Below are 21,281 nucleotides of genomic sequence, written 5' to 3'. Positions count from 1 at the left end.
ATTCATACAAAATCCCAATCCATCTATACAATTCCTCTTATAAAACCATAAGAAAAATAATACATTGCTAACCTAACCAGTTCTAGGTTCCCCTTGCAACCTACTCTAATGTGCTTGTAGAGAACATAAAGGGGCGGCCATGAAACTTACAAGAGCTTTCTTTTTTTTAGTATTTACCCTTTTTAGTATATCCCTATTACTTCAGGGGTGCTACTCAGTTCGTTTAAGAAGTATTGAAGGAGCTTACGAACCCGAAGTGCCATTAGTACGTGAGGACTATTATAGGGGAATGGCAGTTATTGAGCTAGATACTACTATTAGCATCAATGCCACCACAAAAGATTTCACTTTACTTATCAAAAAGAGTGATTTATGCCCTTCTGGGAAATTGCACACTGTGGAATACAGAAATACATTTGGGAGTGTACTTCTTAGCGCCGTAACCTTTGGAAGAAAGCGCAAGGTGAAAATCAAATATGTCTGTATGAAAGAAAATCCTAATTAATCGACAATGGCAACAACTACAAAACATCCGCTTAACAAATGGGATACGCTTCATAATAATGGTCCTTTTCCTCTGAAAATTTTATACAAAACAAAATTAGAGGGTTCTGGTATAATGCCATCAAAACTTGATCGCTACAATGATGCAGCAAAAGAAATACAGCGACTTATAACAGAGGCTAAAAATCAAAGTGAGGGCTTTCGTGCCTATGGCTCAGCATGGTCAATGAATAATGTTGCCCATCAAAAGGATCGTATGCATTTCAATGGTGCGATGAATTTGAATTTTACATTTGCAGATCAAGACCTGCATTCTATGTCATCGTATAATGCCTCAAATCTATTTTTGTTTCAATGTGGGAATACCATAAAAGAGGTGTCAGGAAAACTAGCTAGCCATGGAAAATCACTAAAGACCACCGGCGCTAGTAATGGTCAGACTATAGCGGGGTGTATATCAACCGGAGTCCATGGTTCCGCCTTTGGCGTAGGCTCTGTACAGGATTATGTAGTTGGACTAAATTTGATTATTGGACCCAACCCTGGAGATATTGTTTATTTAGAGCGACATACCAAACCTGCCCTTAATGATGTCTTTGGTCAAAAATTGAAGGCAAGAATAATTCGAAATGACGAGCTTTTCAATGCTGCGCTCGTTGGATTAGGAGCCTTTGGTTTTATTCATGGAGTAGTCATTGAAGCTCAAAATTTATTCTTGCTAAAAAGATATGTCAGAAAGATAGATAAGAAGATTGCGTTGAAATTGGCAGAGACCATGAATTTTAAAAACTCTACTTTCAAAATCGAAGGAGAAACCGATGTTAATGGAAAAGGGAAAACGCCCTATCACTATAAAATTTTTATAAATCAATATAAAGATGATGGCAAATATGTTGTGGAATGCATGTACAAAAAGCCATACAGGCAATCCTATCCGGACCCGTTTCCAGTTATTAAAACATCTTTGTATGGAGATTTGATAAACCTGATAATTCAGATTAGTAGACAATTTCCAAAAACAATTCCACTGTTCATTAAAAGTCTTGAAAAAGCTATCCTGCCAAATGTCGATGAAGTATCAATAGGTACACTTGCAGAAACCTTTTGGGATGCTCCTTATCAAGGTCCGGCGTTCGCTATTTCATTTGGTGTAGATCATAAGGACTCCTCAAAAGCTTTGAAAATTCTTGCAGATGTCACCAAAAACGATGGCCCCATTCCGGGCATATTTGCCATGCGATTCGTAAAAAAATCAAAAGCAACCCTGGCTTTTTCGCGATTTCCAATAACATGCATGATTGAAATAGATGGTGTGTTATGGAAGAAATCAAAAAAACTAATTGGTCTTAAGGAAATTTCAAAAAAGATGATTCAGGCCTTGAAGGGAAATAATATTCCTTTTACCATGCACTGGGGTAAAAATTCGGATTGGGGTTTCAACGGACTTGTAGATCATATGTATGGCGCCGATGCATCGACTTGGAAGACCTTTAGAAGTGCGCTTTTATCAGAAGACATGCAAAAGTTATTCTCAAACGGCTTTTTAAAAACAGTAGGTCTTTCGGAAGAGCAGTTAAATATTCCCAATAATTTAATTGCTTCGCGAATTTGATTTCAATTTATCCTACAAAGTCCGAAATTGCATCGGCGACATCGACGATTATTTTTGATTGCTTCAGCAACACCAAATCGGCACATCTTTTGGCGTAGATGGAATATTGAGTATATTTAATCAGCACATTTCCAAAACCTTATGAATATGGCTGATAAAATCAAAAAAAACGATTCCAATTCAGGTCGTAGAGAATTTCTTAAAAAATCAGGAATAGTACTAGTTGGAAGTTCAATAGCGTATCCTTCAGCCATTTATGGCTCAAGACCAACCTTTAAGGATTCCATTATAAAAGTAGGCCTTATTGGATGCGGAGGTCGAGGAACCGGTGCGGCTTCCCAAGCTTTGCATGCCGATCCAAATGTTGTATTAACGGCCATGGGAGATGTTTTCGAAGACCGTCTTGAAAGTTCCTTAGCAGAACTTATAAAACTTAAGCCAGATCAACTCAAGATGGACAAAGCGAATAAGTTCATTGGTTTTGATGCGTATCAAAAAGTTATTGATTCGGGCGTTGATGTTGTACTGTTAACAACACCTCCAGCTTTTAGACCAGACCATTTTGTCGCTGCAATCAATGCAAACAAACATGTTTTTTGTGAAAAACCAGTAGCTGTTGATGCGCCTGGTATTCGAAAAGTTCTTGGAGCTGCAAAACAAGCCAAGGTAAAAAATCTAAATGTCGTATCTGGCTTTTGCTTTCGTCATGACTTAATGAACAAGGCAACCTTAGAGCGAGTCCATAAGGGTGAGATTGGAGAAATAAGGTCTGTAAACGCATTTCGTCACGGAGGTGAGCTTTGGTTCAAAGATCGTCAACCGAACTGGACAGAAATGACCCATCAAATGCGCAATTGGTATTATTACAATTGGCTATCTGGAGATTTTATAGTAGAGCAATCTGTGCATAGTTGTGATTTGATTGCTTGGTCGATGGGCGATGAAATGCCTATAAAAGCAGTAGGCACGGGTGGTAGACAAGTAAGGGTAGATGAGAAATACGGCAATATCTATGATCATTTCGCGATAGAATACGAATATGCAAATGGTTCAAAAGCATGTCTATTTACTAGGCAACAGGCCAATACGAAAGGTCGTAATACACTTGAAGTTTTTGGTTCCGATGGAAGCGCACAACTCAACCTATACGGGAAGGCCAAATTAACGGGCAAAAATCCTTGGGAATATCGGGGGGAAAAGAATGATATGTTTCAAGCGGAGCACGATCAACTTTTTGCAGCAATACGAAGCGGTGAGGCAGTGAATGATGGAGAAAAAATGGCTGGTAGTACCATGATGGCGATTCTTGCGCGGACTGCAGGCTATACAGGACAGGAAATTGGTTGGGAAGAAGCGCTCAATTCCAATGAATCACTTGGTCCGGACTTCAAAGATTACGATTGGAACTATGAGTACGCTATGACACCAATAGCGGTTCCCGGTAAAACGAAATTTATATAGACCACATCATGAAGATACTTATCATTCCTTTTGTTTGTTTACTAGGGCTCAGTTTTACCCTTTATGGACAAGAACCCGATATTATTTTTGGAACCGAAATACCATTGGATACGCTAGTCTCAAATACCAAGGTAGTTAAACAGCCTATCAATTGGATTAATGTAAATACGGATGATGACACCTGGCATACAGAGGAGGATCTTCTTATTTGCAAAGGACTTCCAATTGGCGTGATGCGATCTGAAAAGCAATATGAAAACTTTATTTTAAAGATAGAGTGGAGGCATATGGAGGCTGGCGGGAATTCTGGTGTTTTCGTTTGGAGTGATGCTACTCCGGATCCTGAGTCAAGATTACCTGGAGGAGTGGAAGTACAGATGCTGGAATTGGACTGGGTCAACTTGAATTTGCGTGACGGTAAAAAACCACCTATAGCCTATGTCCACGGAGAACTTTTTGGGGTAGGCGGAGTGGAGACTATTCCTGATAATCCGAGAGGAACACGTAGTAAATCCATAGAAAATAGGGCGAAGGGCAAAGAAATTTGGAATAACTATACTGTAGTTTGCGTGGATGGAACAATCAAACTTTCAGTGAACGGAAAGTTCGTTAATGGCATCCGAAATTCTACTATAAAAAAGGGCTATCTATGTTTGGAATCAGAAGGAGCAGAAATTCAATTCCGTAATTTCAAACTTATCGAATTACCATCCGGAGTTACCTCAGAAAAGCAGATGGTGAAAAAGCTTTAGAAGAATTTTTTATTTAAACATCTAATATTTTCTGAGCCTTTTGACCGATTCTATTACGTGTCTCGGAGCTAATATATTGCTTTTGATCAAGCTGTTGTGGTTGATCTGAAGTACAAAAATAACTATGGATACTTCTTCGATATTTATCTGTTTTGTTTGTGGTACCGCCATGCCAAACATGTGAGTTGAAAACAAATACCGACCCTGCAGAGGCTTGAATCAAAATCTCATCAGGATGCGGAAGACTGGGATCTCTAATTGCGTCTTGAGGTAGCTGTTTCGCTTTATGTGTGCCCGGTACAATTCGCGTAGCCCCATTGTTTTTGGTAAAATCATCTAAAAGCCAAATAGTATTGCAGACTTTGTAGCCACCATTTGGAACGGTGTTTCCGTAGTCGACGTGCAAGTTTTGAAGTCCTAAGCCCGGTTTTGCAGCTCTATAATTTAATGACGAAAGCTTGAATTGATTTCCTAAAACCGCTTCAATTGCAGCAAGAACTTTTGGCTGCGTGTAGAAAATATCAAAAATTGAACCCTTATTCACCAAATTCGCCAAACGATCGGCACCTACTTCCTTAGGATGACGAATATATTTCGAGTCGAACAATTCTGATCCGGCATTTTCTCCTTCCAAGGCAATCAATTCATCAATTCGTTTGTTTACCATTAGCACTTCAGAGTCTGGTAACAGTTGTCCTAGAGGAAGGTATCCATCTCTATCTAAAGCTTCGACTTCTTTCTCAGTAAGCATTTGAACCGTTTAAATTCATTACTACAATTTACGGATTAGTTAGATTTAATAATCAAAACGGTATAAGAGAGAATTAAGATTATATTTGACTTTCGTAACAAATTAATCCAACAAGGTTCAGATGAACAGTCTAAAAACGAATAGCAGAAGAAATTTTGTAAAAAAATCCGGTTTGTTGCTCTCTGCAGCAATGTTACCAATATCAAGTTTTTCCATGGAAAGTAAATCAAAATTTAAAATGGGGCTTCAACTCTTCACCATTCGTGACGCAATGGCAGAAGACCCCATTGACACCTTAAAGAAAGTTCGGGCCTTGGGTTACGAAGATTCGGAACTGTTTGGATATGATGGTGAAAATGGCACATATTATGGTATGAAGGCTAAGGAATTTAAAAATGTAATCGATGATTTGGACTTTACAGTAACTAGCGGCCATTATGATTTCTCAAGCTATTTCATGAAACCTTTTGAGGAGCTACAAGGCTATCTTGAGCAATGTATTGAAGGTTCTCATCTGATAGGAGCAAAATATATTACCTGGCCCTGGTTGGCACCTGAATATAGAAATATGGATGGCTTCAAACGATTGTCTGAAAAGCTAAACAAAATGGGTGAGATAGTAAATAAAGGTGGATTGGGTTTTGCTTATCACAACCATGATTTTGAATTTACAGACCATCATGGAGAAAACGGTTATGATACCATTTTATATGATACGGACCCGGAGTTGGTAAAACTCCAAATGGATATGTATTGGGTAGAACATTCTTCGAAAAAAAGTCCAAAACAACTTATTGCGGATAACCCAGGGCGTTACGTAATGTGGCATGTTAAGGATATGGATAAAGTTACCAGAGACTATACCGAAATGGGCAACGGATCAATAGATTATGTGGATATGCTATCCAATATAGAAAAGGACGCCTTACAATATTACTACATAGAGCAAGGTGGTAATTACGCAGTTAATTCAATGAAGAGTATTGCAGATAGTGCGGCCTATTTCAAAGAGAATTTACAGAAGTACTTATAAGCTTACTTAAAACCAATTGTTTTAATTCCCTGATGGCTAATTTTAATTGCGTCAAGGGGTTTCATGTCATCAAAGGTTTGGTCTTGTTCTACCATAAAATATTTCATTCCCGATAATTTCTTTTGCGCAAGAATCTTTTTGAAATCAATGGTTCCCTTACCGACTGGGGCGAAACGACCTTGCTCATCCATATCTTTCACATGCCACATTTTAAAACGCTTTGGATATTTTTTAAAATAGGCTAGTGGGTCTGCACCTGCTTTTGTTACCCAAAAAAGATCCATTTGAAAATTCACATATTTGGGATTACAATTTTCCAAGAGATAATCAATAGGTACAATACCCTTATCATTTTTCATGAATTCAAAGTCATGATTATGATATAATAGTTTCAATCCAGCTTTTCGAGCGTTTTCACCCATAACATCAAGAGTTTTTGCAAGCTCTTCAACAGTACAGTTCATGCTCATCGTTGCTGTTGCATTATCATATTTGAACCATCCCATCGGCGGAATAGGCACTACAAAATATTTAAATCCCGCAGTTTTGGCATCTGCGAACATGGCATTCATGTTATCTAAAGTCACAGCGGACTGATGCGTACTGACCGTTTTTAAGTTTAATTTTTTTACATAAGCTTTAAAGTCTTTCGGGGACATTCCGTAGTACGAACCATCCTTGTATCCTGCAGCTTCAATATTTTTATAACCTGTTTCTGCCACAGCCTGAAGGGTTGCTTTAGCATTGGTTCCCATATCATCGCGCACCGTATAAAGAGCCAAACCGCCTGTTTGATCTTGTGCGAAAATGTTGTGCGTTGTTATAAAAGTTAGAATTAATGTAGCCTGAAATACTCTTTGGATTGCTTTTTTCATTATCGTAATACTAGTTCTCTGCTAAAATAGGAATAAAATGCAATTGATATTGCCTTCTGTACAAAACGATTTTAACCCAAGGGATTTATAGTCAATACCGTTGCTAATTGACCAGAAGATACTATTTTTGAGAGGCCAAATAAGAAACACTTATGAAAACTTCGCTCTATTCCATTCTAAATTTATTGTTATCGGTACTTTTTATAACATGCTCTTCCTGCAAAGAAGGGGAGAAGACCCAAGAAGCCGTACCATTGGTGCAATATGAAGAATCTGCTTCTGTACTTCCGATTGAAAAACTAAAACTTCCTGAAGGATTTAAAATCGAGGTTTATGCCGATAGTATTGACGGTGCGCGTTCAATGGCAATGGGTGATGACGGAACACTTTTCGTAGGAACCCGAAATGAAGGTAAGGTCTACGCCATTCAAGATCGCGACAAAGATTTTAGAGCTGACAATGTTATCGTTTTGGACACTGGCTTGCAGGCACCAAATGGCATTGCCCTGAGGAAAGGAGCACTTTATGTTGCAGAGGTCGGTCGATTGCTAAGATATGACAATATCGAAGCCCAGTTAGATAGTGTACCAAAACCTGAAGTTATATATGATGATTACCCTACTGAGTTCCACCATGGATGGAAATATATAGCTTTCGGACCAGACGATAAACTATATGTTCCGGTTGGTGCTCCCTGTAATATTTGCGATTCTACAGTATCGGACAAGCGTTTTGCTAGTATTACCCGAATGGACCCTGATGGAAGCAATCGCGAAATTTATGCACATGGTGTTCGGAATACAGTCGGTTTTACTTGGCATCCGGAAAGTAAAGAGATGTATTTCACCGACAATGGAAGGGATATGCTGGGCGATGATATTCCACCTTGTGAATTGAATCGTGTAACAGAAGCAGGGCAACATTTCGGTTATCCATTTTGTCACGGAGGAGTAGTGAAAGACCCTGAATTCGGAGGCCATCGTCCCTGCGAAGATTTTGTAGCGCCCGTGCAAGCTATGGGTGCACATGTCGCTCCTTTAGGGGTCAAATTTTATACTGGGGATATGTTTCCAGAGAAATACAAGCAATATGCGTTCATAGCTGAACACGGCTCTTGGAATCGTTCTAAAAAAGTGGGCTACAAAATATCCCTAGTGAAATTGGAAGATGGAAAGTCCGTTGCCTATGATACCTTTTTAGAGGGATGGCTTGACAAAGCGGAACAAGAACGGTTTGGCAGACCGGTTGACCTTTTATTTTTAGAAGACGGTTCGCTATTGATTTCCGATGATTTTGGAGATGCGATTTATCGAGTGACCTATGACGACAAACTTCTGGCGAGCAATTAAATCCTGTACTGGAATGCCAAAAAGTTGAGGTTCTTTTGCCAATTATACAAAAGTTAGTCTTTCTAAAAATCCAAAGCAGGAACTTTTTCGTACAATACCTTTTACGTACGGACAAAACACATTCTATTACCAAATGATTCTGACCGAAATCAAATTACGATTACTTTCAATAGCTTGCTTTCTGGGAATAACGGCATTAGTGTCTGCCCAAGAGCGGTTTGAATATCAAGGCCCTTTACAAGTTCAGAACTACACTGGTGATGCCCTATATTCCTATAAAATCGTAGAAAACGATACCTTACTTGACGGTCCCTTCCAGTTGAAGCGTTCCAGTTTACAAGCGCTATTAGAGAAACAAGACATTTCCTTTTTATTTAAAGGGAAGTTTACAGATGGTGTAGCAACTGATGCTTGGCGTTTTCAATTTGGTGAATTTCAATCCGATAGCCAAAGTAATGTAGTCAACTTTGAATATCGGGTACTAATTAGCGGCAGGCAAGAGGAGGGAAGTGGTGACCTGAAAAACGGAAAACCTGATGGATTATGGACTTACCAAGTGAATCAAATCAAAGATTCAGAAAAAGAAAAAAGACTCTTCAAAAGTGATATTACCTTCGAAAATGGAGTGCCCCAACGTAATTTTCAAATTGAGAACGAAGATGTCATCCTAGTAGGGCGTTTTTTAAGAAATGGATTGGCACACGATGAATGGACATCCTACAATGTAAATGTCATCGAAAACACTGAAAGTTGGTTCTTTGAAGAAGGTTTGTTGCGGAAAATTCAACAGATTGATGAAGATGGTATAGAAAAAGATATTCCGGTTTACGGAATTAATGAAGACGATTATGAAATCATCAATCTAGATAAAGATTTCATTGAAGTTTTACGAATTAGCCTAGGCCCTGGTCAAATATCGGAAAGCTTCTCTGAAGGTCTTCCCAATGTTTTAGCTGCCAATGCTGGCTACTATGAAAAAATTGATGGGATTCTATCCAAATTAGGTACTTCAGACTTCAAACCAAAGTTTAAAGTACAAGTGCCTTCTTTTCCCTTGGACACCCTGGAACAGGCAAATCTCAAAATACTAGTTACTGAATATAAGAAAGCAGAGGAAATCAGTAAGTCACTTTTAAATAACAGTCATTTAAACATTCTTAAACGCTCTGATGAGAACACCCAGTTTTATTATAATTGCATTGCTAAGATTCAAAAGGACTTTTTAGATCCTACAAAAGACTTTGTGCGCCTTGGACGTAGAGATTTACTCCAGTTTATAAAAAGGGACACCTATATTTCAAGGATATGGTCTAAAACACGACCATCTACCGTTATCAATGTGTCAATTGATAGTATAGGTACGCAAAAGTCTTTCCTATTACCAAATGCTTCCGATTTAGATTTCACGGGTAATGATATCGCTACGATAAAACAGCTGGTAAGTTATGCCAACCTTAGCTTAAATTCCATTAAGAATAAACTCTCTGAACAGCTGTTTAATGCCGAGCAAGAGCAAGAACTCATTGATTTAGAAGAACGTCTTATTCTAAAGAATGAAGCTCTGATGGAACAAATAGATTCCGTTAAAGCTACTCTTCCAATAGAATATGCCAAAGCCCTACAAAACATCCAAAATCTTGCCGACGAATCATTAAGCAAGTATGCCCTTATTGAAGATTCAAAAGAAAAGTTTCAGTATGGTACCATTATAAATAATTGTTTTACACACCTTTCAAATTTATCAAGCTCGGTCGCCGAACTCCCGACACAAGTAATAGAAATAGATTCCCTGTACCAAGATTCCGTTTGGAACCCATTTATGGCAGTATTAATGGATGAAGATGTGAAGAAACGTCTCACCTCGGCCTATAAAAAGGTACTTGTGCCTTATTTCTTGAAAACGGCATCCCAAGAATTGAATTGCGAAAGCATCGTTGTATTAGAAAATGAAATACAAGGTAGCTACCAAAAAATGTTGCTGTTGCGTGAAGAGGACACAAAAAAATTAGAACGCAAATTGCGGCGTGAAGAAAATCCGAAGACCATCATACAACTATTTAATGTTCAACCTATCAAAGCTGAAGAGTAAGCTATGAAGAAGTTGAATAAAAGTGTTTTGCCGGCTATATTTCTTTGTTTTATTTGCACTATCAGCAGGGCGCAGGAAACGGAAGAACAAGTGATTCCCATAGAATCGAAGTACAAAGAACCTGTAACAAAAATGTGGTTCAATACCTATGGTAAAATCAGGATTTCAAAGCGTCTATTTTGGGATGCCCAGACCCATTTCAGATTTGACGAAACCGGTAGCGTCAATCATATTGGGCAAATTGCCCAAATCTATAACCGTCATGCTTTAGGTTATATTTATTCAAAAAAGGTCAATTTCAGCTTAGGTGGCGTACTGCGAATTAACTTTAATACAGACTTCGAATCAGAAGATCGCAATGTTGTTCCTGAGTTTCGAATTTGGCATCAATATCAGTTCGCGCAAGAAGTATATCGCGCCATGATTTATCATCGCATTCGTATAGAGCATCGTTGGACCCAGAGTTTTAAGGAAAATAGCGAATACATCTATAGAAATAGATGGCGGTATATGCTACGTGCTAAAGTACCTCTGAATCACGATAAATTAAAACCGAAAACACTGTATATTTCTCCAGAAGCGGAATTGATTATGCAGAGTGGAAAAACGGTAGTGGCTAGTCCATTAGAAGATCTACGATTGACAACGACCTTGGGATACATACTAACACCGCGATTAACAGTAGCTGCAGGTTTTATGTATTCGATGGGTCAGGACTTGAAAAACGGAGGGATTTATAAGCAAAGTTATACCGGGCGTATCCACCTTTACTATTCCCCAGACTTTAGAAAAGTAAAAAATAAACTTCCCGAAATCCATTTGAACGATTAACTCGTATGTAAGGTGTTCACTTTGTAACCGAGATATGAATTTTAAGAAATATAGTGTCCTTTTCCTCCTAGGAATTACAACCGTAGCAGCCGTCTTCTTCTTTTACAAGACGAAAAGCTTGAAGCTTCAATTGAACCAAATTGAAGAACAACAGTCCAATTTAACTGAAGAGCTTCATGACTACGAAGAGTTGGTGCATATAGATTCTATGCTTTTAAAAGGAGATTATGACACAGCTTTGAGTTCGTACAACGAAACACTGAAAATCCATCATGAAAATAAAATGGGTATTCCCGTGCGAATAGCCTTAGCTGAAAAATTATTACATGTGGAAGCTGCAGGAAACAAGGCGAAAAAGGAAATCGAAAAGGATACCGATAGTCTCGCTATTTCTCTGATTGCAACTTCACAAGAGATTAGAAAAATGGATTCCTTAAATTTTACTTTGGAAAAGACCAAAGTACAATTGGCACGTTTACGTGGTTTGTTGAAGAAAAAGTCCTTTGGCGAATACCTACAATTCAAAAGCCTTAAGGGAAATCAAATGCATTATGTTGGTGAGGTAAAAAATGGGAAAGCCAATGGTTATGGTATTGCTCTTTTAGATACGGGAAGTCGCTATGAAGGGGAATGGAAGAACAATCGTCGTCATGGTGAAGGCACATTTTATTGGTCGGACGGACAATACTATGTTGGAACCTACAATAGTGACAAACGCAATGGTTTCGGAACTTACTATTGGCCCAATGGTGAAAAGTATGAAGGTGAATGGCAAGACGATAAACGCAGCGGTGAAGGTCAATTTTTCGGAACAGATGGTGCCATAGTTACTGGTGGCCAATGGCAAGATGACAAATTGGTTGAAGCCACCAAACGGGGAAGTCGCTAGTCAGTTCCAATTCTTTCAAGCTCTTGTTTCACTTATCTTTTAACGTTTTGTGATTTTGGCTAAGAAATTTGTAAATTCTTGTCGCAATGGGCGGACTTTTAGTACACCTGCAGATTTCACTTAGCATGAAAAAAACGACGAAATTCCTCTATATTTTTACGCTTACCCTATTCTCTGGTGCCATTCTTGCCCAAGAGGTTACAGTGCAAGACAGATATACCTACAAGTCTGGTGACCCAAACGGAATTGGAAAATGGTATTTGGGGCGTGAAATTGCCCATGTGATGGGATTTCAAGGAATGCGTTGGCTTGAACGACCTGAACGCGAAAAGGAGGAAAACACCTCTGTTCTATTGAAAAATCTAGATATTCAATTCGAAGATACAATTGCCGATATCGGAGCAGGTTCAGGTTATCATGTTTTTAAAATGGCACCCAAAGCGAAAAACGGATTGATATATGCAGTTGACATCCAAGATGAAATGTTGGCTGAGCTCCGAAGTAAAAAGGAAAAGGGGAGTAGTAAGAATATTGAAATTATAAAGGGAAGTGAGAAGAGTGTCAATCTGCCTGAGAACTCCGTAGATAAAATACTTATTGTCGATGTGTATCACGAACTCAGTTATCCGGTCGAGGTAATCGCATCCCTTAAAAAAGCAATGCGAAAAGACGCTAAACTCTTTCTTATTGAGTATCGGGGTGAAGATGATACTGTTCCTATAAAGCTACTTCATAAAATGACCCAAGCTCAGGCAGTCAAGGAAATGAAAGCAGCGGGACTCAGGCTAAAACAAAACATTGACAACCTCCCTTGGCAGCATTGCATGGTATTTGTTAAGGAGTGATATACATTTCCTGAAAAATAAAAGAGATCTTCTTTAGCGTATTACTTTTTTATTTCAATAAGCCGTGCACGTTCCATGAAATATTCTTCAAAACGCTTCAGCCTGGGATGCATTTTTTCCGTGTACAATACATACTGGCATTTCAGGATACTTTGCGTAATCGACATGATAGCATCATATTCGGACTTTTGAATGAGAAATTCAGCGTCGTCTATACTCAATAGTTTTAGTTGCGAAGTGCTTACCCCATTTAATAAAAACAGTTTGTTCATACTCTTCGGAGTAGTAATAAGAATATCTATACCTTCAAAGATTTCTGATTTTTGCACATCGATATGCAATTGTTCATAGCCCACATAAACCCGTAGCGAGGTTTGTTTGGTATAGTCTAAAAAAGTACGGTACAGGGCCAAAGCCTTTTCCTTGTTTTCAACCAAAACAACCGCTCGTGGTGCATTTCCAATAGCTTCGCATTTCAATTTCTGCAAGATGGTCAAGATAAGCGTAGTCGTCTTCCCGCTGCCTTTTGGAGCTATACAATAGACATTCGCACCACTTTTAATTACGGGAATACTTTTACTTTGAAAAGAAGTGGGCTCTTCAATCGATTGAAATATCATTCTTTCCTGAATATGGGCATGTAATTTTTTAAAGGGCATATATGAATGAATATATAATGGAAGTGAAAAATAAAAGCTTTTCAGCTCTACAAATATAAAGCCTCTAATAGAAATGGTGCGTCGCTGCTAGTATCTCCCTTAATTCTATTTTAATATGATGATTGACAATCTTTTAAAAAATTGGTTGGTAAACGAAACCTTATTAAATCACCGCAATACAATAGGGAAAATAAGGGTCTAACACTTTTTGAATCGATATATAACGGCTAAAATGTGAGAAAAATCGGTTAAGCGGCATCCAAAACAGTCTATTATACCGTAAGTACTATCGGAAAACTTCCAAAACCCCATGAACCCCACTAATCCCGCTCAACCTATGACTCCATTTTTCTAGTACCCTGGATTCCAATATCCAGCTTATCTCATTGTATTTTATAACCCCCAAACCCCATTAGCCCTGTCGACCCATAATTTTTAGTACCCCAAACCCTTGGACCCCAATATCCAATTCTTCAAGTGAACTTTATTTATTAACCTAATTAAATGAATCCCCCTATGGAATCAAGAATTTCTACTATTTACAGATTTTTTCTACTCGTAGTGCTATGCAGCTATACAAATATTGCTGCCTTCGCCCAGACCAAAACACATGCCGTCATGGAAGTTGTTGAAGTCGAATTTATTAGTCAACAACAGTATAATAACCCCTATATGGATGTGGATGTATGGGTCGAATTAAAAAAATCTGAATCAAGTCAGGTATATCGAATCCCTATATTTTGGGACGGCGGAAACGTTTTTCGTGCCCGATTGGTTGCTACCTCCCCAGGAAACTGGACTTGGAATATAATCAATGAGACCGTCGGCAATGCAGACCAGGGCTTTCTTGGCAAAAGTGGTTCGTTTACTGCGAATGCCGCAGATGTAAGTGCAAACCCTAATAACCGCGGGTTTATACAAGTTGATCCAGTTACAAACCGAACTTTGCAATACGCCGATGGCACCCCATTTTTCTATACGGCAGATACTTCATGGTCTGCATTGACCGCAGTATTTGGCTTTGATAACGCAAATGACATTACCGGGATATCATTTAAAGACTACATTTTAACTCGAAAAAATCAAGGATTTAACGGACTAAACGTAATTGCGAGTTTTCCCGATGATAGCTATATAGAACAACAAGGACGAAACTTAGACCGCCCAGGTACTAAATCAGGTTTGTGGGCAAGTGCAACCTGGGGCAAGAAAATAGCTCCTAGCGGAGAGAGTCCTTTCCAAATGAAAGTACCAGGGCAGCCCGTTACTGATGCCTATCCAGAAGTCGACTACAAAAAGATCATACCAGAATACTGGCAAGCTGTAGACAAAAGAATGCAATTTTTGTCTGATCAGGGATTCGTGACTTTGTTCGAATCCGTAAGACGACATGAGCGCTGGCCGTTTCGTCCTCAGAACGAAAAAGATGCTTTTTATAATTACATCAGATATTTATGGGCGCGTTATGGTTGTTACAATATGATTTTTAGTTGGGTACACCATGACAGTCAAGGTTCAATATATCCCAATTGGCGTGAATTGGTTAAAGACGCACACAATAAACTAAGTAAACAGCTTGGAAATCAAATGCCTTATGGACAGCCTAGAACGGCAATGTCTTTCAATACAACGCTAAACAATTGGGAGAAAGATATGCCGAATGCATTGGATGTACAAAATGTAAGTAATGCGGAAAGGGATGAAACCATGCACGAATGGCTTCGGAACATACACAATTCCCAAAAATCGACTAAACCCGCCCTCAATTTAGAACCTTTTTACCCGGGTTGGGGCTTACATTCCAGTAATGAGATTAATCAAGGGCTTACTGATATCACCATGGCGCAAATGCAAATGTATGGTTCTGTGCTGAGTGGTGGTTTGGCAGGTCATGCGTGGGGAGATGCTTGGTATTCGGGAGCAGCGACGGCAACCGGAAGGAGACAATCCGATGGGGGTACAATTGTGCCTAATAATGATCCTCAGAAAAACGCATTAAACTCCTTCGAATCACAGTCCATGGGGCATTTAAGAAATTTTATATTAGACGCAGGACACGACTATCGGCAATTGAAACCTGCAGCACATACGAATCTAAGCGATAGTCAAGGCTTTATACATACCTTGTCGATATCTGATGACAAAAAGTTTGCTTTAGGGTTTTTTACTGCTGATTCCAGATCTAGTCCAAGTGTACTTCCCAAGATTACAAACCTAATAGCGTCGCAAAGCTATGCGTTCGAATGGTGGGATGTGACCAATGGAAAATGGATTTTTGCTGACGATATTAAGACAGACGATAAGGGTACCCTGCAAACACCTACGGTACCAAACAAGGATCGTACAAAAAATTGGGCGTATCGAATTCAATCAGATGCTGCTGTAGAAATTGAGACAAATAATGATTTTGTCCTTCGAATCAATTCAGGTGGAGAAGAGGTTTTTCATGATGGCGATTCATTTTCGGCGGACACGTATTTCGATACCGGCCGTGAATTAGATAGGCCCCAGACGGGTCTCGAAGATCCCTACAAGACTTTTCGCTATAGTAGGTCACAGGTGATGAATTATGACATTCCATTAGACGATGGAGAATATACAGTAGAGCTCCATTTCGCAGAGCTTTGGTTCGGTGCCACCGGTGGAGGTAGCGGCGGAGCAGGTAAACGTGTTTTCGATATCCGTTTTGAGGGTGAGCTCTTGGAAGACAATTTGGATGTATTCGCAGAAGTCGGGGCAGAAACCCTTCTCACAAGAACGTATAAGGTAAATGTTTCTGATGGAATACTTGACATAGATTTCTCTTCTTTGGCATCCGATGGAGGTACTAGGCATCCTATTATCAATGCCATTGAGATAGTAGAGACTCCAATTAGCGAAGAGGTGGAAGAAGAAGAAGAAGAAGAAGATATAGTTGAAGAGATAGAAGAAAGTGAACCACTTGAATTAGATAGCTTGGTTGGTCACTGGCCACTGGATGAAACAAATGGAACAAATGCGAAAGATACTAGTGGACAAGACCGTGACGGCAAGCTTGAAAAAGGAATTACCTTCAATAATGACAAAACAATTGGTCAAATCGAAGGTGCATTGATATTTGATGGGTCTGACGATTATATTCGACTTCCCGATATCGACGATAATTTGCAATCTGGTTTTTCGGTGTCCTCATGGGTCAGACCCATCAATGCAGAAGGTGGGTACCAAGGTCTAGTTGGTAGTAGCACAGCCGGTGGATTCATGATGTTCATTCATAGAGGAAAACTCGGCTTTAAAGTCACTACCACTGCGAACGGAAGTAAACTACTTAGCCAAGGAAGTATCCAAAATAATGTTTGGCAAATGGTAACCTGTACATTTGACGGTAGTGCAATGCAGTGGTACATAAATGGAATAAATGTTCATACGGAATCCTTTTCCGGAAGCTTGCGAGATAGAAGTGTCGCTTGGATTGGATGGTCTGGATGGAGTAAAGAGTACTTTAAAGGAGCTATGGACGATGTACGTTTATTCAATAAAGCTCTTACTCAAGAAGAAGTACTTTCCCTATTTAAAAAAGCTAATGGAGGCAAAACAGCGATTGCTTCAACCGCGAAGACCGAATCTTCTGAAATAGAAAAGGAAGATTTACAGGAATCTTTAGTACTGGAGCCCACAAGAGCGGAAAGTGATCAAATATGGAATGTCTATCCCAACCCTACTTTGGGCAGGTTCAACATAGCGGGTATACCGCAGGGAGAAATGGATATTATGGTTATAGATTTTATGGGTCGAGTTATAAGTACTTTCAAAACAGACCAAGGAAATCCTGAGTTGAATTTTACAGGATATCCCGATGGTATTTACACAGTTAAAGTGTTGCAAAAGGGAGTGCAACGAAATTTTAAAGTTGTCAAACGATAGACGGAACTGACACGAGCATTAAACTTTGTTTCAACATAGATGAACCACGGCCCTTTCGCCGTGGTTTATTTTATAACAGTTTTTGATGAATATGTAGGTGCCGCCAATATAGCATCATGCCTTAATAATGGAATTGTTCATCTTATTTTTTTGTGTTATACTTTGCTCAGTTGTTTTACGTTAAAAACTTGTATTCCATAATTTTAAATTTACTTTCCTATGAAAAGAATAGTGTTCATACTACTAATAGTCTTTTTAGCTGTTTCATGTTCTTCAGACAATGAAGAACCCGTTGTGCCAGTAGATAAGGTAACCGTAGCAACAGAAGGAAAACAAGTATTTCGTATTGATGTAAAGGAATTAAAAGCGATAAGCTCATCCACGGGTAAACAAAATAACTTAGAACCAGCATTTGTGCTCTTGAGTGTAAATGATTCTGACGGAAATACTATTCTTACAAGGGAAAAGTTAGCGTTGATACAAGATGGCGATAGCTATGTGACTCCTGAAATTACTTTAGAATCCGGCACCTATACTGTAACGGAATTCATTGTGACCGATGCCAATGATGTAGTGATTTCGTTGGCCCCGAAAGTAGATTCTGCCTTAGCCCAATTCGCAACTAAGCCCTTACCTTTTAATTTTGTTGTTTCAGCAGATGAAATCAAAGAAGTGCCTACTGAAAATATTAATGCCGCTGGATATACTTCAGTTGATTTTGGGTATACAGGACTAACTTTGACTTTTCCTCAAAGTACTGATTTCTTTAGCCTAACAGTAGATGATTCTAATGGACTTACTCCTAAAATCCTAAATTTAAAATCTATTACCGGTTCTACATACTTGGTAGACTGGGGAGATGGGGTAATAGAAGAATATGTATCTACTATAAATGATTCTGGTATTGAAAACAAAATATCGCATACGTATTCGCAGAATGGTACATATATGATAAATATTAGTGGGGCCATTGAGGCAATTGAACTCCTGGAATTTGGCAGTAACCAGGAAAGCGATTGGCAAAGCCATCTCACTTCCGTTTCCATAGAAAAATTGACATTACTTAAATCTTGCCTGCTGTACTCGGGCAACCTTACAGTCCTGAATACGTCTGAAAATTTGGCATTGGAAACCTTAGGGCTTGGTTACAATCAGATTACAAGTTTAGATTTGAATAACAATCCGAATTTAAAATCAGTTTTGGTACGCTACAATCAGTTAACGGAAATCGACATCTCAGAGAACCCTGATGTGGAAACCCTTTGGGTTAATGGTAATCAAATTTCAGCCCTAGACCTTACCAATAATTCCAAATTAAAGCATGTTCTAGCACGAGACAATGGGCTAACAAGTATCGATTTTTCGAATAATTTGAATTTGGAACGGTTTGATGTTGCAAACAATGGAATAACGACTATTGATATTTCACCAAATCTAGCCTTAACGGAAATCAACCTAGGTGCAAATAACCTTCAAAACATAGACTTATCAAAAAACACAAATCTCGTTCGCGTCGATTTGTATACGAATCAATTGACCTCCCTTGATTTATCAACAAATGTAAAATTGAAAGATTTGTATATAGAAGAGAATAGTTTGACCACTATAGATTTATCTGCTAATCTTGACTTAGAGCGACTGTATATTAAGAACAATAATTTCAGCAATCTTGATATCTCACTGAATACCAAAATATCCCATTTAAACATTGGGGACAATCAATTTAATGAAACTGAACTTGATGAAATAGTTAATCTGATGTACGACCAAATAGTATCTGATGCTATTATGAACGGATATATTAACTATTTAAATAACCCGGGGACTTCAGCAGTCTCCAACGAGACCATCTCAAAAATAAATGACTTGATTGTAAATTATGATTGGTCATTTAATAATGGTTAATGCTCTAAAATAGTGTTTTCATAAACTCTTATGTAATTTTCATTTTTAAGAAGTAGCCCTATAAACGTATCTATAATAGGAGGGAAGACAGTACTTTGGAAATGGTTATTCCACTGAAAAATCTTCTTCAAAACTAGATATGAAATCGTGTATATACTTTTTATTACGATGTTCCTTTTTTACAACCAAGTAATGTTTTCGTTTTAAACCATTTTTTCCAATACGTTTAAATACCAATTCTTTGGATAATTTAAACGGACCTAATTGCCATTGTGGAGCACACATAATTCCCATGTTGGCGTTTATCATTGATAAGGTGATTTCTGTAAACGGAATTGCGGAAATTTTAATAGGATTTATTTTATTGGGTTTTAGAAATTTTTCATAAACGGCAACTCCTTCCAATGGGAAAGAATTAATCAACAAATGCACATTTTCAAAATGACTTGCATCTAGATATTCTAGCTTATTTAAATGATGCTCTTGGTGCATAATGGCAAGAACTTCATCTTTGAATATGGGTAAACTTAAAAGGTCGTCTGATTCGGGTTTTGATGTCACAATAGCAATGTCTATATCCTCAGATAGTACTTGTGATATGGTTTGATGGGTTGCCCCAAGGGAAACATCTATGTCAATTTCTGGATAAAGAATTGCCATTTTTTGAATAAAAGCCGGAATCGAATGAAAAAAGGATTGACATTCAGCACTTAACTTAATGGAACCTTTCGAACCTTCTTTAATATGTTTTATGATGCTAAAACCTTCATCGATAGATGCGAATAGCTTATTAGCCAATTTATACAGTTCTGAACCTTCTTGGGTAAGTTCCCATGTATTCCTTGTTCTATGAAAAACCTTAAAACCTAATCGATCTTCTAACTCACGTAACTGATGACTTAAAGCTGACTGCGTTAAAAAGAGGCGCTCAGTAGCATTGGCAATACTACCTTCCTCTGTAATGGTTTTTATCAATCTGAAATATTTTAACTCCATATGTCAAAGATACAAGACTGAATAATCTATGTAGTTGAAAAAATATCAACTATGACCCCAAAAGTATTCAATCTACTTTCCATTAAAGTGTTTATGATATCAATAATTTCGAACAAAAGACATGTATGAAAACAATAGGTTTGATAGGTGGTATGAGTTGGGAATCCTCAAAACTGTATTATGAGTTTTTAAATACCAATGTAAAAGGTTTATTAGGAGGCTCACATTCGGCAAAATGTGTAATGGTATCTGTAGATTTTTCAGAAATTGAAAAGTTAACGTTTAAAAGTGATTGGAAGGCCATTGGAGAGCTTATGAAACAAGCGGCGCAAAATCTAGAAAGGGCAGGTGCAGATATTATTCTACTTTGTACGAACACCATACATTTAGTAAGTCACTATATCTCTGAAAACATAAATATTCCTTTTTTGCATATTGCTACAACTACTGGTGAAGCCATACGCGACTTAGGTTTAAAAAAAGTAGGCTTATTAGGTACAAAATTTACTATGGAAAAAGATTTTTATACAAAGACCTTGATAAATGATTTCGGACTTGAAGTTCCGATTCCTGAAACGAATGATAGACAGGTAGTTCATGAAATTATTTATAAAGAATTAGTAAAAGGACAATTTACAGAAGATTCAAAACAAAAAATTGTTGAGATTATTAATAAATTGCAAATTCAGGGCGCAGAAGGTGTTATTCTTGGCTGTACAGAATTGCCGATTCTAATTTCAGAATTAGATTCACCCATTCCCATATTTGATACTGGAAAAATTCACGCTTATAAAGCTAGTGAATGGAGCGTGAAAAATTAACTATGA

Annotated in this window: 17 protein-coding genes; 13 read left to right on the top strand and 4 right to left on the bottom strand. The window is 38.2% G+C overall.

Annotation, left to right across the window (positions count from 1 at the left end):
* Positions 1 to 139 precede the first annotated feature (139 nt).
* The 4 genes from FEE95_RS12570 to FEE95_RS12555 all read left to right on the top strand — a co-directional run bounded on the left by FEE95_RS12570 (position 140) and on the right by FEE95_RS12555 (position 4,329).
* Positions 140 to 505, top strand: coding sequence for a hypothetical protein (locus FEE95_RS12570; protein ID WP_138658293.1), 366 nt, complete (start codon positions 140 to 142; stop codon positions 503 to 505).
* Positions 506 to 511: 6 nt separating this feature from the next.
* Positions 512 to 2,116 (top strand): FAD-binding protein, encoded by a 1,605-nt coding sequence (locus FEE95_RS12565; protein ID WP_138658292.1) that lies wholly within the window; start codon positions 512 to 514, stop codon positions 2,114 to 2,116.
* A gap of 147 nt (positions 2,117 to 2,263) precedes the next feature.
* Complete coding sequence (locus FEE95_RS12560; RefSeq protein ID WP_138658291.1) at positions 2,264 to 3,577, top strand: Gfo/Idh/MocA family protein; 1,314 nt, start codon at positions 2,264 to 2,266, stop codon at positions 3,575 to 3,577.
* Positions 3,578 to 3,585: 8 nt separating this feature from the next.
* Positions 3,586 to 4,329: a 3-keto-disaccharide hydrolase gene (locus FEE95_RS12555; protein WP_138658290.1), complete on the top strand. Its 744-nt coding sequence runs from the start codon at positions 3,586 to 3,588 to the stop codon at positions 4,327 to 4,329.
* Positions 4,330 to 4,342: 13 nt separating this feature from the next.
* On the opposite strand, the gene FEE95_RS12550 is transcribed toward FEE95_RS12555, so the two are convergent.
* Positions 4,343 to 5,080 (bottom strand): phytanoyl-CoA dioxygenase family protein, encoded by a 738-nt coding sequence (locus FEE95_RS12550; RefSeq protein ID WP_138658289.1) that lies wholly within the window; start codon positions 5,078 to 5,080, stop codon positions 4,343 to 4,345.
* A gap of 121 nt (positions 5,081 to 5,201) precedes the next feature.
* On the opposite strand from FEE95_RS12550, the gene FEE95_RS12545 reads away from it, so the two are divergent.
* Positions 5,202 to 6,113: a sugar phosphate isomerase/epimerase family protein gene (locus FEE95_RS12545; RefSeq protein WP_212748433.1), complete on the top strand. Its 912-nt coding sequence runs from the start codon at positions 5,202 to 5,204 to the stop codon at positions 6,111 to 6,113.
* Between the two features lie 2 nt (positions 6,114 to 6,115).
* On the opposite strand, the gene FEE95_RS12540 is transcribed toward FEE95_RS12545, so the two are convergent.
* Positions 6,116 to 6,988, bottom strand: a complete 873-nt coding sequence (locus FEE95_RS12540; RefSeq protein WP_138658288.1) for a sugar phosphate isomerase/epimerase family protein — start codon at positions 6,986 to 6,988, stop codon at positions 6,116 to 6,118.
* Between the two features lie 152 nt (positions 6,989 to 7,140).
* On the opposite strand from FEE95_RS12540, the gene FEE95_RS12535 reads away from it, so the two are divergent.
* The 5 genes from FEE95_RS12535 (at position 7,141) to FEE95_RS12515 (ending at position 12,991) form a co-directional block, all read left to right on the top strand.
* Positions 7,141 to 8,337, top strand: coding sequence for a PQQ-dependent sugar dehydrogenase (locus tag FEE95_RS12535; protein WP_138658287.1), 1,197 nt, complete (start codon positions 7,141 to 7,143; stop codon positions 8,335 to 8,337).
* Positions 8,338 to 8,470: 133 nt separating this feature from the next.
* On the top strand, positions 8,471 to 10,426 hold the full coding sequence (locus FEE95_RS12530; RefSeq protein WP_138658286.1) for a hypothetical protein: 1,956 nt from the start codon (positions 8,471 to 8,473) through the stop codon (positions 10,424 to 10,426).
* A 3-nt stretch (positions 10,427 to 10,429) separates the two neighbouring features.
* Entirely contained in the window at positions 10,430 to 11,257 is an 828-nt protein-coding gene (locus FEE95_RS12525) for a DUF2490 domain-containing protein (RefSeq protein ID WP_138658285.1), read from the top strand.
* 34 nt (positions 11,258 to 11,291) lie between these two features.
* Entirely contained in the window at positions 11,292 to 12,146 is an 855-nt protein-coding gene (locus FEE95_RS12520) for an MORN repeat-containing protein (RefSeq protein WP_138658284.1), read from the top strand.
* Positions 12,147 to 12,232: 86 nt separating this feature from the next.
* On the top strand, positions 12,233 to 12,991 hold the full coding sequence (locus FEE95_RS12515) for a class I SAM-dependent methyltransferase (RefSeq protein ID WP_238474569.1): 759 nt from the start codon (positions 12,233 to 12,235) through the stop codon (positions 12,989 to 12,991).
* A 41-nt stretch (positions 12,992 to 13,032) separates the two neighbouring features.
* Here FEE95_RS12515 and FEE95_RS12510 read toward each other — a convergent pair whose 3' ends face one another.
* The gene (locus tag FEE95_RS12510; RefSeq protein WP_138658283.1) at positions 13,033 to 13,650 is read right to left on the bottom strand and encodes a DEAD/DEAH box helicase; all 618 of its coding nucleotides are present in this window, start codon (positions 13,648 to 13,650) and stop codon (positions 13,033 to 13,035) included.
* A 516-nt stretch (positions 13,651 to 14,166) separates the two neighbouring features.
* On the opposite strand from FEE95_RS12510, the gene FEE95_RS12505 reads away from it, so the two are divergent.
* Complete coding sequence (locus FEE95_RS12505) at positions 14,167 to 17,553, top strand: LamG-like jellyroll fold domain-containing protein (protein ID WP_171037039.1); 3,387 nt, start codon at positions 14,167 to 14,169, stop codon at positions 17,551 to 17,553.
* Between the two features lie 219 nt (positions 17,554 to 17,772).
* Positions 17,773 to 19,458 (top strand): leucine-rich repeat domain-containing protein, encoded by a 1,686-nt coding sequence (locus FEE95_RS12500; RefSeq protein ID WP_138658281.1) that lies wholly within the window; start codon positions 17,773 to 17,775, stop codon positions 19,456 to 19,458.
* A gap of 105 nt (positions 19,459 to 19,563) precedes the next feature.
* On the opposite strand, the gene FEE95_RS12495 is transcribed toward FEE95_RS12500, so the two are convergent.
* Positions 19,564 to 20,433, bottom strand: coding sequence for a LysR family transcriptional regulator (locus FEE95_RS12495; protein WP_238474568.1), 870 nt, complete (start codon positions 20,431 to 20,433; stop codon positions 19,564 to 19,566).
* A 146-nt stretch (positions 20,434 to 20,579) separates the two neighbouring features.
* On the opposite strand from FEE95_RS12495, the gene FEE95_RS12490 reads away from it, so the two are divergent.
* Complete coding sequence (locus tag FEE95_RS12490; protein ID WP_138658279.1) at positions 20,580 to 21,275, top strand: aspartate/glutamate racemase family protein; 696 nt, start codon at positions 20,580 to 20,582, stop codon at positions 21,273 to 21,275.
* The last annotated feature ends 6 nt before the right edge of the window (positions 21,276 to 21,281 follow it).

Origin of the sequence: Maribacter algarum (ex Zhang et al. 2020), assembly GCF_005885635.1 — a bacterium.
Classification (GTDB): domain Bacteria; phylum Bacteroidota; class Bacteroidia; order Flavobacteriales; family Flavobacteriaceae; genus Maribacter_C; species Maribacter_C algarum.
This window is presented reverse-complemented; position numbering and strand designations above follow the sequence as displayed.